Here is a 12021-nt window from a genome sequence, read left to right as displayed (position 1 = left end):
GCCACTCACCTGGGGTTCACCCGACACGTGCGAGGCGGAGACGGCGCCCCGACCCTACGGTTCGGACATGGGCTCAGTCATCGGAGAACTGTTACCGCTCGCCGTGGGTGTCGCGATCTCGCCGATACCGATCATCGCCGTCATCCTGATGCTGCTGTCGAAGCGGGCGGGCGGTGCGAGCGCGGGCTTCGGCGTCGGCTGGATCCTGGGCATCCTCGTCGCGACGGGCATCTTCATGCTCCTCGCCGGCAGCATCGACACGTCAGACTCCGACGGTCCCTCGGCGACCGCGTCGTGGGTGAAGGTGGTTCTCGGTGTGCTGCTGCTCCTGCTCGCGGGGCGGCAGTGGAGAAGCCGCAATGCCCACGCGGAGCCGCCGAAATGGATGCAGGCCATCGACGACCTGAACTTCGTCAAATCCACCGGTCTCGGATTCGCGCTGGCGGCAATCAATCCCAAGAACCTTCTGCTCTGCGTGTCCGCGGGCGTCGGGATCGGCACAGCCGGGGTGAACGGCGGCGAGCAGGTGGTGGCCCTGATCGTGTACACGGTGCTGGCCGGATCGACCGTCCTCGTCCCGGTGATCGCCTACGCCGTCGCAGCCGACAAGATGCGCGGGACCCTCGACAACCTCAAGGTCTGGCTCCAGGCCAACAACGCCGCGGTGATGAGCGTGCTGCTACTCGTGATGGGCGCCGTCGTCCTCGGCAAGGGGTTCAGCGGGTTGTTCTGACACGACGGCGTCCGGGCCGCGCAGGTACCGTCCGATGTAGCCCTCGTCGAGCGCGATGGCCTTGACGATCACCGCGGAACCCACGATCACGACGGACAGGACGAACAGCCAGCTGATCGCGGTGAACACCAGGCCGAGCGACCCGAACTGGTGTTGTGCGGCGGCGGTGATCCGGGGCAGGACGAGACGTCCGCCGACGTGGAGAGCGGTGAGCGCGGCGGCGGTCAGCGCCCCCGTCGCCCAGAGCACGCGACCTTTGAGGGTGCCCATCGTCAACAGGTACGGGCTGAGAGTCCACACGGCCATCCACACCGCGAACTCCCCGGCGACTGCGAGAGGTGGCCCGATGAACCGGACGTTCGTGAGCTCGCCGGCCAGGCCGATCGCCGTCCCCGACATCGCGACGGCGAACAGGACGACGAGCCACCGCCAGGCGTCTCGGAGGGTGATCGACGGGACGTTCCAGATCTTTGCGTAGATCCGGGCGAGCGCCCTCGCGAAGGACGTGCCGCTGATCGCGATCATCAGCAGACCGACGACCCCGAACGCGGCGAAGGAGGGGTTGGTGGTGTCGACGGAGCCGGACGTGGTCGTCAGTTCCGTGGGGTCGAAGCCGAACTGGGTCTTGATGGTGCGTGCGGTCACGTTCCAACTGCTCAGCGTCGATGCCGCAATCATCACGGGCAGCACCGACGTGAAGATCCGGGCGGCGAGCGTCATCGAGCGGTCGACGAGTTCGATCGCGATCAGCCCGTCGATGACGCGTCGAACCGTGCGGCCGGGAGGTGTGCCCTGCAACCAGCCGTTGGCAGTTTCGGTCCGCGCGATCAGCGCTTCCCGGGCCAGCGCCACAGACAATTTGGTGGACCGCACATCACCGACTCAACCGCAGCGGACGCGGCGCGTCTTCATCCCCGTGAGGTGAGAAAGACCGTCACGGGCGGATGATGCACCGGAACCCGATGTGGCACGTCGACGTCTCCTCGGTGTCACCCTGCCGGGCCGAGGGTCGGTAGCGGAGGCAGTAGTTCGGCGCGCAGAGGTGCGAGCCGCCCTTGATCACGCGGCGCGCGTAGGGCTCGTCCGGGTTCTCGACGCGTGCCGTCTCGACTCTCGGGTTGGTGGGAATGCAGCAGGAACTGGTGGGCGCGACGTTCTTCCCGCCCTCGGAGTGATCCGCCGTGAAGTAATCGGTGGTCCATTCCCACACGTTGCCGGCCATGTCGCTGAGTTCGTAACCGTTGGGCCGGAAATGGCCGACCGGCGACGTTCCCGCGAAGCCGTCCGCGAGGAGGTTCTCCCACGGGAACTGCCCCTGCCAGACGTTCCCGCCGGGCCGGCCGCCCGGTTCGTGCTCCTCGCCCCACACGAACGGCTTCCGGTCCAGCCCGCCTCGGGCCGCGAATTCCCATTCGGCCTCGGTCGGGAGGTCCTTGCCCGCCCAGTCCGCGTAGGCGCGGGCGTCGAACCACGACACGTGCGTGACGGGATGGCGTTCGCGTCCGCCGACGTTGCTGCCCGGACCCTCCGGGTGTCGCCAGTCCGCACCCGGCGTGAACGACCACCAGCGGGTGTAGTCGTCGAGCGGGACGGGGCCGGCCGTCGGGGTGAACACGAGCGAACCGGGCACGAGCAGAGCCGGATCCGCGCCCGGGTACTGCGCGGGGTCGGGGGCGATCTCGGCGGTCGTGACGTGACCGGTGTCCTTCACGAATCGCCGGAACTCGGCCACGGTGACCTGGTGCGAGTCCATCCAGAATCCGTCGACGGTCACCTGGTGGACGGGGCGTTCCTCGGGGTAGAAGTCCTCCGAACCCATCCAGAAGGTGCCCCCGGGGATCCATGCCATGTTCTTCGGAGCTGCACCAGTCATGAGGTCAGACTGGCACGACGACGGCCGCCGTGCGAAGGGACGCCCCGTAAACCCGGTGAGAGGGGCAACGGTTGCGGTACCGTCGGCTACTCGATTCGCAATGCTGTTCTCACCGTGCAAGGGGGCTCCTCGGAATGGATGGACGGATTCCGCGTAGGTCTTTCGTTCGTGGACTGGCGCTGACGGCCGGGCTCGGTGCCGTCGGGGTGGGCTCGGCGAGCGCCTACCCGTTCGGGATCGATCCGCTGCGGCCGTTCGTCTTCTCCTCGCCGCCGCTCCAGCCGTTCCGGGAACAGTTGCCGCCGTTGCCGATGGTGGGTGGGAGCGCCGTCGAGGTGCACGCGAGCAGCACGACGCACGTGTTCCACCCCGACCTGCCTGCGTCCCCGGCCCTCGGCTACGGCGGCATGGACTACCTGGGCCCGACGATCGAAGCCCACGTCGGCGAACGGACCTCGCTGACGTACCGCAACGACATCGCGAGCAACCCCCTCGCCGCCGACGTCGACACGAGGATCCACGGCGTGAGCGAGCAGGACCGCACCCAGGTGCCGACGTCGCTGCACCTGCACGGCGGACGTACGCCCCCCGAGTTCGACGGACATCCCGAGGACACGATGCGGCCCGGGCAGGGAATGGTGCACGAGTTCCCGAACCGGCAGGAAGCCTGCGCGCTCTGGTATCACGACCACGCGATGGGCGTCACCCGGCTCAACATCTACGCCGGGCTGGCGGGCATGTACCTGCTGCGCGACGAGTACGACACCGGTGCGAGCGGCAACCCGCTCGGTCTGCCCTCGGGTGAATTCGAACTGCCGCTGGTGTTGCAGGACAAGAACTTCACCGACGACGGACGGCAGAGTGTCCGTTCCAACCCGCTGAATCCGCAGGGCAGCTGGGAGGCCGCCACACCCGGTGACGTGGGGGTGGTGAACGGCAAGGTGTGGCCGGAGATGTCGGTGGCGCGGGGCCTGTACCGACTGCGGATGGTGAACGCCGCATCGTTCAGCGTGTGGAATCTGTTCTTCGAGAACCGGATGAGGTTCTGGGTGATCGGCGCCGAGGGCGGGCTGCTCGACGCCCCGGTCGCCACCGACCACGTCCGACTCGGACCGGGCGAGCGGGTGGACCTCCTCGTCGATTTCGGAACCCTCGCGCCCGGCACGACGGTCGAACTGCGCAACGACGAGCCGATACCGGCGCAGGTCGCGCAGCGCGGGGTGCAGATCATGCCGCGGTTCTGCCGGTTCCGGGTGGGCACCGCCGCCGGGTTCACCGGTGGCGTGCCGGAGACACTGCGGGGCGGAAGCCGTGGTCTCGCCGTCCTCCCGCCCGTCGCGCGGCCGTCGGTGGTGCGCAACGTGTCGGTGATGCAGCTCGCGCAGGGACCGGGTCAGCCGTCGCCGCTGATGTCGCTGAACAACCTCCGCTACACGACCGACGACATCGAGATGCCCCGGCAGGGCACCGTCGAGCAGTGGAACATCGTCAACGTCACGCCCGAACCGCATCCGATCCACCTGCATCTGGTGTCGTTCCGGGTGATCGGGCGGCAGGCGATCGACACGAACGCCCTGATGCAGGCCGTTCCGGTGCCCGCGGTCGGGATGCGGTGGACGCCGTCGGCGGACCCGTTCGTGCTCGGGCCGAACCTGGCGCCGCAGGTGTGGGAGTCGGGGTTCAAGGACACGGTGATCGCGGACGCGAACTCGATCACCCGGATCATCGTCCGGTTCCCGACCGCGGACGAACTCGGCTTCGACCCGGACGCCACGTTCGGGATGTCGGCGCACACGATGAATCACTCCGAAGGCGGACACGGCCACATGGGGCAGGCGTCGCATCCCCTGCAGGGCTACGTGTGGCACTGCCACATGCTCGACCACGAGGACCACGACATGATGCTGCGGTACCGACTCGTGCCCTAGGCCCGTGAGTACTTATTAACGTCCGGCGGTTAATAAGTACTCACAGGCGCGTAGCGCAAACTTACAAGCAGTCTGGACTGTTTTCTTTTTTCCGCCTACAGTGCTGTGTGTGACACCTGACACAGCAGTAGTCAAACCGACCCGCACGCAGGCCGAGCGGACCGCGGCGATGCGCACGAAGCTGCTCGACGCCGCCGTCGACTCGCTGGTCGAGCTCGGGTACGCCCGCACCACCACGCAGGGCATCGCCCGGCGGGCGGGGGTGTCGCGCGGAGCGCAGCTGCACCATTTCCCGACCAAGGAGTCGCTGGTGGTGGCAGCCGTGGAACATCTCGTGGACAAGCGGATGGAGGAGATCCTCGCCGCCGAAGTGGATGCCGGCCGCGGCGTCGAGGTGCTCGCCGACGCCTTCTCCGGACCGCTGTTCTATGCGGCCCTCGAGTTGTGGGTGGCCGCTCGCACCGACCCGGCCCTGTACGAGGCGACGGTTCCGCTCGAGCGGAAGGTCAACGACGCGCTGCGCCGCGGGTCGGCGGAGGTGTTCGGCGATCGGTTCGACGCCGACACCATCGAGCTCAGTATCGAATTGGTTCGCGGTCTGGCGGTGTCGGCCCTGTTCCGCACCCCCGAGGCCGAACAGTCACTACGCGCGCGGCTGTTGCCCGTGTGGGAATCGAAGGTGGAGAAGTCGTGAATCTTCCGCAACACGTACGCACCCTGATCGTGGGGGCAGGTTTCGCCGGCATGGGACTGGCGGCGCGCATTCTGCAGACGCAGCCGCAGGCCGACGTCCTGATCATCGAGCGCGGCGACGACGTCGGCGGCACGTGGCGAGACAACACCTACCCGGGGTGTGCGTGCGACGTCCCGACGTCGCTGTACTCGTACTCGTTCGCGCCGAGCGCGGACTGGAGCCACACGTTCGCCCGTCAACCCGAGATCCACCGTTACCTGAAGAAGGTTGCGGCCGACACCGGTGTCGGGTCCCGGGTGGTGACCGATTGTGAACTGCAGGAAGCGCACTGGGACGACGACGAGGCCGTCTGGACCGTCCGGACGAGCCGCGGAACGCTGACGGCCGACGTCGTGGTGGCCGCGACGGGTGCGCTGTCGACGCCCAGCGTCCCGGACATGCCGGGACTGGAGACGTTCGGCGGCACCACGTTCCACTCGGCCACATGGAACCACGACCACGACCTCACCGGTGAGCGCGTGGCCGTCATCGGCACGGGGGCGTCCGCGGTGCAGTTCGTGCCGGAGATCGCGCCCGCTGCCGAACATCTCACCGTGTTCCAGCGCACGCCCGCCTGGGTGATCCCACGTCTCGACCGCGAACTGTCCGGGTCCGAGAAGGGCCTCTACCGACGACTGCCGTTGGTGCAGAAGGCCGTCCGTGGGTCCGTGTACAGCTTCCGCGAAGCGCTGGGCGGTGTGCTCGCGCACGCGAACAGCCTGCTGCCGGTGTTCGAGATGGTGGCCAAGGCGCATCTGCGCCGGCAGGTGCGGGATCCCGAACTGCGCCGGAAGCTCACACCGAACTTCACGATCGGCTGCAAGCGGATGCTGCTGTCGAACGACTGGCTGCGGACCCTCGACCGTCCCGACGTCACGCTCGTCGACGCGGGACTCGCCGGGGTCACGTCGGACGGCGTCGTCGATGCGGTGGGCAACGAGCACAAGGTCGACACCATCATCTTCGCGACGGGCTTCACGCCGACGGAACCTCCTGTGGCGCACGCATTGCGCGGTGCGAACGGCCGCACCCTCGCCGAGCACTGGGACGGGAGCCCGAGTGCGTACAAGGGGACCACCGTCGCCGGTTTCCCGAACCTGTTCCTGATGTACGGTCCCAACACCAACCTCGGGCACAGCTCCATCGTCTACATGCTCGAATCGCAGTCCGCGTACATCGCCGACGCGTTGAACGTGATGCACCACAGCGGCATCACCGCCTTCGAGGTCAGTGAGGAGGCGCAGCGCCGGTACAACACCCGCATCCAGTCCGAACTGCAGTCCACCGTCTGGAACAAGGGTGGCTGCTCGAGCTGGTACTACGACGCCGAGGGCCGGAACTCCGTCCAGTGGCCGACCTTCACCTGGAAGTTCCGCTCCCAGCTGCAGCGCTTCGATCAGGAGAACTACGTTTCACGACGCAGCGCCGCGAAGGAGACCGTCGCGTGACGCACTACGACGTGATCGTGGTCGGCTCCGGTTTCGGCGGCAGCGTCGCGGCGCTCAGGCTTACCGAGAAGGGGTACCGGGTCGGCGTGCTCGAAGCGGGTAGACGCTTCGCCGACGACGAGCTGCCCGAGACGAGCTGGCGGCTGCGGCGCTACCTGTGGGCACCGTGGCTGGGCTGCTACGGCGTGCAACGGATCCACCTCCTCCCCGACGTCCTGGTCATGGCCGGGGCAGGGGTAGGAGGCGGGTCGCTGAACTACGCGAACACCCTCTACCAGCCGCCACGCCGCTTCTTCGAGGACAAGCAGTGGGCGCACATCACCGACTGGCAGTCGGAGCTGGCCCCGTACTACGAGCAGGCGAAACGGATGCTGGGTGTGACGACCAATCCGTCGTTCACCCCCGCCGACGCCGTCATGCGCGAGGTGGCCGAGGAGATGGGCGCCGGTGAGACGTTCACGTCCACACCGGTGGGCGTCTTCTTCGGCGAACCGGGATCGCGGGTGGCCGATCCGTTCTTCGGGGGAGTCGGACCCGAGCGCACAGGGTGCACCGAGTGCGGCAGTTGCATGACGGGTTGCCGGGTGGGCGCGAAGAACACGCTCGTCAAGAATTACCTCCACCTCGCCGAGAAGGCGGGTGCCGGGGTGCATCCGCTCACGACGGTGACGGAGTTGCGTCCCCGGGCGGGCGGCGGCTACGCGTTGCGGACCCGCCGCACCGACGGGATCCGCAAGCGGGAACACACCTTCACCGCCGACCAGGTGGTGGTCGCCGCGGGCACGTACGGCACCGCCCGGCTGCTGCTGGCGATGAAGGAATCCGGTGCGCTGCCACGGTTGTCGCCGAGGCTGGGATCGGTGGTGCGCACCAACTCGGAGGCGGTCCTCGCGGCCACGGCGAAGAACCGTGCCACAGACTTCACGAAGGGCGTTGCCATCACGTCCTCGTTCCACCCGGACGATCACACCCACATCGAACCGGTGCGGTACGGCAAGGGCAGCAACGCGATCGGCCTGTTGCAGACCGTCCTCAGCGACGGCGGCGGCAGGACGCCGCGGCTGCTGAAGACGGTCGGCGTCGCGTTGCGTCGCCCCGGGGCGTTCGTGCGCAGCCTGTCGGTGCGGCACTGGTCGGAGCGCACCGTGATCGCGCTCGTCATGCAGACCGACGACAATTCGCTCGAACTGGCCAAGGGGAAGAGCCGCCTCGGTCGCGCGGTCACCAGCCGTCCCGGACCCGGAGCTCCGCCGCCCGAATGGATCCCGCAGGGTCACACGGCCATCCGCAAGGTGGCCGAGCGGATCGGGGGAGACCCGGGCGGTTCGTTCGCCGACGTCGTGAACATTCCGATGACCGCTCATTTCCTCGGGGGTTGCACCATCGGGGACTCGCCGGATACCGGCGTCGTCGACCCCTACCTGCGGGCGTACGGACACGACGGTCTGCACGTGGCCGACGGCTCCGTGGTGAGCGCGAATCTCGGGGTCAATCCGTCGCTCACCATCACCGCCCAGGCCGAGCGTGCATTCGCGCTGTGGCCCAACAAGGGTGAGGCCGACATCCGGCCCGAGCCGGGCAAGCCATACGTACGTATCGAACCGTCGCCGCCCCGGAATCCGGTGGTCCCCGCCGACGCGCCGGGTGCACTGCGGCTCCCGCTGACGGTCACCACCCGAAGGGAGACAATCGATGTGGAGCGTACCTGAATCGACCACCCCGCGCACCGACTGGCCCGAGAGCTCGCCGCCCCCGTGGCCGGCGGGGGTGCGCGCGACACTGTGGTGGCACCGCAGCACCGCGGCCGCCCGCGCGCTCGGACCCGACGGCGCCACCGTGCCGTTGACCCTCGCGATGATGGTCGACTACCTCGACTCGCCCGTCGGTCCCTACCGGGAAATCCTCGCCAGCCCGGTGCTCCGCGCGCCCGGACGTCGCATCGGCGTCCTGCCGCGCATGGCGGTCCCGTTCATTGCCGTGGATTCGGAACCCTCCGTGCACGGCGGCCGCGTGCACTGGAGCCTGCCGAAGGTGACTGCCGAGTTCGACGGGGATGTGCACGGCGACTTCGAGGCATCGTCCGAAGCGTGGCGCGTCACCACGAGCACTCGTCCGCGCGGACCGCGACTGCCTGTCGCCGGCGCGCTGGGGTTCGCGCAACCCGGCGGCCACGGCCTCGTCACGGCGTCCGCGCGACTCCGGGGGCATTTCCGATATGCCCGCGTGGCCGTGACGGCCGAAGGTCCCACCCTCGGTGCCTGGCTGACGCCCGGCACGCACCACGGCATCGTGATCACGGACGGCCGGATGACCACCGGGCCCGCGCAGCTCCGCTGACCTGAGACAGGTCGCTATCCGATTTCCGCGACCGCGCCGGCGAGACGTGGCAGCACGGTGTCGCGCCAGCCCGGACCCATCCGCTCGAACGCGTCGCGGCTGCGCTTGTCGTCGAGGTCGAAGCCCGAATACTCGAGGAACAGGCGGGTGCCCGCACCCTCGGGAACCAGGCGCCAGACCAGCGTCCAGCTCTCGGTGAACGTGTAGACGAAGCGCCGTTCGGGCTGGACCTCGACCACTTCGCAGGGAACGGCGCCCCAGCCGGGCATGTCGAGGTGGAACCGATGCCCGACCGTGGCGGCGATGTCACCCGCGGCCCACCAGCGGGCGAGCAGTTCCGGCTCGGTGAGGGCGCGCCACACCTTGGCGGGCGGCGCGGCGATGAACTGGTCGACGGAGATCTTGGTGGTGGTGCGGTCGGTCACGAGTCCTCCTCGAGGAAGTCGGCGAGTGTGCGCAAGCGGCCACGCCAGAACCGCTCGAACGGGTGCAGCCAGTCGCCGACGTCGGCGAGCGGCTCGGCGGTCAGGTGGTAGTGCCGTTGCCGTCCGGACGGTTCGTCGCGGACGAGACCGGCCCGGCGCAGCACCTGCAGGTGCTCCGCCACCGCGGGTCGGCTGAGGTCGAACCGGCCGGCGAGGTCGCCGGCGGTGAGGGGTCCGTCCACCAGGATTTCCAGCAGGCGCCGTCGCACTGGGTTCGAGAGGGCGATGAAGACGTCGTCGTCGGGCACGCCGCGACTTTATGTCGGAGATTTCCGACATGTCAAGAATTTCCGACACGTCCTTTTCTTGACTAATTCCAAAAAGGCGCGATACTGGAACACATGCGACACGACATGGATCCCAAAGCGCAGCTGCGCGGGGTGGGCCTGCGTGTCACTGCACCACGCGTTGCAGTGTTGAATGCGGTTGCCGTGCGGCCGCATTCCGACGTCGACGACATTGCGGCCGTAGTTCGTGAAGAGCTGGGATCGGTCTCCACCCAGGCGGTATACGACGTCCTCAAGGCGTGCACCGCCGCCGGCCTGCTCAGACGTATCGAGCCCGCGGGATCGCCCGCACGGTTCGAAACCCGTACCGGAGACAACCACCACCACCTCGTGTGCCGCAGCTGCGGGACCGTCGTGGACGTGGACTGCGCCGTCGGTGAGGCTCCGTGCCTCGACCCTTCGCAGGCCCACGGTTTCGAGATCGACGAGGCCGAGGTCGTCTTCTGGGGGCTCTGCTCGCAGTGCCAGACCGGCGCGCAGAGCGGAACCGGGTCGGCAGCAGCCCTGTCCTGACCCGTCCGTCCCCACCGCTACACCCTCACCCGATGCAACCTGGAGGCTTTGCCATGCCTGAAACACAGCGCGCCACCACCAACAACTTCGGAATTCCCGTCGTCAGCGACAACGAATCCCTCACCGCGGGCACGCAGGGCCCCATCCTGCTCCACGACCACTACCTGATCGAGAAGCTCGCCCACTTCAACCGCGAGCGCGTTCCGGAGCGCGTCGTCCACGCCAAGGGCGGCGGTGCGTTCGGCGAACTGGTCGTCACCCACGACGTGAGCCGCTACACGAAGGCCACACTGTTCCAGCCCGGCGCGAAGACCGAGTCGCTGGTGCGCTTCTCCACCGTCGCGGGCGAGCAGGGCAGCCCCGACACCTGGCGCGACCCGCGCGGATTCGCCGTGAAGTTCTACACCGAGGACGGCAACTACGACCTCGTCGGCAACAACACACCCGTCTTCTTCATCAAGGACCCGATCAAGTTCCCCGACTTCATCCACTCGCAGAAGCGGCTGCCGGGGTCCGGTCTGCGCGACCACAACATGCAGTGGGACTTCTGGACGCTGCGGCCCGAGTCCGCCCACCAGGTGACCTGGCTGATGGGTGACCGCGGAATCCCGAAGACCTGGCGTCACATGGACGGTTTCGGCTCGCACACGTACCAGTGGGTCAACGCCGACGGCGAACGGTTCTGGGTCAAGTACCACTTCAAGACCGATCAGGGCATCGAGTTCCTCACTCAGGACGAGGCCGACACCCTCGCCGGCAACGACCCCGATCATCACCGCGCCGACCTGTACGACACGATCGCCCGCGGCGAGTTCCCCAGTTGGACGCTGAAGGTCCAGGTCATGCCCGTCGACGAGGCAGAGGGCTACCGATTCAACCCGTTCGACCTCACCAAGGTGTGGTCGCAGAAGGACTACCCGCTGATCGAGGTCGGCAAGTGGACCCTCAACCGGAACCCCGACAACTTCTTCGCGCAGATCGAGCAGGCCTCGTTCGAGCCGTCGAATGTCGTTCCGGGAATCGGCTTCTCGCCCGACAAGATGCTGCTGGGACGGGTCTTCTCGTACGCGGACGCGCACCGGTACCGCATCGGCGCCAACTACGCGCAGCTGCCGGTCAACGCGCCGAAGAATCAGGTGAACTCGTACTCGCAGGACGGTGCGATGCGGTACGCCACCAATTCGCCCGAGACCCCGGTGTACGCGCCGAACTCCTACGGCGGCCCCCACGCCGACGCGTCGCTCGCGGGTGACGAAGGTCTGTGGGCGTTCGACGGCGAGTCGGTGCGAGCCGGCTACATCGAGCACGCCGAGGACGGCGATTTCACGCAGGCGGGCACGCTCGTCCGAGAGGTCCTGAGCGACGACGAACGCGACCGCCTGGTGAACAACATCGTCGGCCACGCACTCGGCGGCGTCAGCGAACCGGTTCTGCTGCGGGTCTTCGACTACTGGAAGAGCGTCGACCCCGACCTGGGCAAGCGAGTGGAAATCGGTGTCCGGGAAGGGCAGAGCCGGAACTGATGTCGTTGGTGGGGCAGGCTCAGAGCAGGCCCCACCAATAGAGCAGCACGGCGAGAACGAACACGATCACAGTTTCCACGACGACCCTCCTCCGCCCGACTGCACGCAGCGCACTTCCATCATCCACCTTCAGCGGGGACGGACGCCACTGCGCTTCGCGC

General features: G+C 67.9%; 12 protein-coding genes. 8 read left to right on the top strand and 4 right to left on the bottom strand.

Annotated features, from left to right (window positions below; all coding sequences use genetic code 11):
* The first annotated feature begins 67 nt into the window (after positions 1-67).
* A complete protein-coding gene (locus OYT95_RS15405; protein ID WP_037228988.1) occupies positions 68-733 on the top strand; it encodes a GAP family protein in 666 nt (221 codons plus the stop codon).
* Here OYT95_RS15405 and OYT95_RS15400 read toward each other — a convergent pair.
* Positions 680-1606, bottom strand: a complete 927-nt coding sequence (locus OYT95_RS15400; protein ID WP_268791864.1) for a hypothetical protein — start codon at positions 1604-1606, stop codon at positions 680-682. The two genes, OYT95_RS15405 and OYT95_RS15400, sit on opposite strands and share 54 nt — an antisense overlap.
* Before the next feature lie 61 nt (positions 1607-1667).
* Entirely contained in the window at positions 1668-2606 is a 939-nt protein-coding gene (locus OYT95_RS15395) for a formylglycine-generating enzyme family protein (RefSeq protein WP_268791863.1), read from the bottom strand.
* 134 nt (positions 2607-2740) lie between these two features.
* Here OYT95_RS15395 and OYT95_RS15390 point away from each other — a divergent pair, with 134 nt between their 5' ends.
* The 5 genes from OYT95_RS15390 (at position 2741) to OYT95_RS15370 (ending at position 9052) form a co-directional block, all read left to right on the top strand.
* Positions 2741-4534, top strand: a complete 1794-nt coding sequence (locus OYT95_RS15390) for a multicopper oxidase family protein (RefSeq protein ID WP_268791862.1) — start codon at positions 2741-2743, stop codon at positions 4532-4534.
* 100 nt (positions 4535-4634) lie between these two features.
* Positions 4635-5228 carry a TetR/AcrR family transcriptional regulator gene (locus OYT95_RS15385; RefSeq protein WP_081792271.1) on the top strand — a complete coding sequence of 198 codons (594 nt, stop codon included), beginning with the start codon at positions 4635-4637 and terminating at the stop codon, positions 5226-5228.
* On the top strand, positions 5225-6715 hold the full coding sequence (locus tag OYT95_RS15380) for a flavin-containing monooxygenase (protein ID WP_268791861.1): 1491 nt from the start codon (positions 5225-5227) through the stop codon (positions 6713-6715). The genes OYT95_RS15385 and OYT95_RS15380 overlap by 4 nt, the downstream gene beginning before the upstream one ends.
* Positions 6712-8424: an FAD-dependent oxidoreductase gene (locus OYT95_RS15375; RefSeq protein ID WP_268791860.1), complete on the top strand. Its 1713-nt coding sequence runs from the start codon at positions 6712-6714 to the stop codon at positions 8422-8424. The genes OYT95_RS15380 and OYT95_RS15375 overlap by 4 nt, the downstream gene beginning before the upstream one ends.
* On the top strand, positions 8408-9052 hold the full coding sequence (locus OYT95_RS15370; RefSeq protein WP_268791859.1) for a hypothetical protein: 645 nt from the start codon (positions 8408-8410) through the stop codon (positions 9050-9052). The genes OYT95_RS15375 and OYT95_RS15370 overlap by 17 nt, the downstream gene beginning before the upstream one ends.
* 14 nt (positions 9053-9066) lie before the next feature.
* On the opposite strand, the gene OYT95_RS15365 is transcribed toward OYT95_RS15370, so the two are convergent.
* Positions 9067-9477, bottom strand: coding sequence for an SRPBCC family protein (locus tag OYT95_RS15365; RefSeq protein ID WP_268791858.1), 411 nt, complete (start codon positions 9475-9477; stop codon positions 9067-9069).
* Positions 9474-9785 (bottom strand): ArsR/SmtB family transcription factor, encoded by a 312-nt coding sequence (locus OYT95_RS15360; protein WP_005248504.1) that lies wholly within the window; start codon positions 9783-9785, stop codon positions 9474-9476. Before OYT95_RS15360 ends, OYT95_RS15365 begins: the two co-directional genes overlap by 4 nt.
* A 93-nt stretch (positions 9786-9878) precedes the next feature.
* Between OYT95_RS15360 and OYT95_RS15355 the strand changes: the two genes are divergently transcribed.
* A complete protein-coding gene (locus OYT95_RS15355; protein WP_037228965.1) occupies positions 9879-10337 on the top strand; it encodes a Fur family transcriptional regulator in 459 nt (152 codons plus the stop codon).
* Positions 10338-10390: 53 nt separating this feature from the next.
* Positions 10391-11860 carry a catalase gene (locus OYT95_RS15350; protein WP_112302077.1) on the top strand — a complete coding sequence of 490 codons (1470 nt, stop codon included), beginning with the start codon at positions 10391-10393 and terminating at the stop codon, positions 11858-11860.
* Positions 11861-12021 lie beyond the last annotated feature (161 nt).

Origin of the sequence: Rhodococcus sp. JS3073, assembly GCF_026810085.1 — a bacterium.
In the GTDB taxonomy this organism is placed as follows: Bacteria; Actinomycetota; Actinomycetes; order Mycobacteriales; family Mycobacteriaceae; genus Rhodococcus_F; species Rhodococcus_F wratislaviensis.
This window is presented reverse-complemented; position numbering and strand designations above follow the sequence as displayed.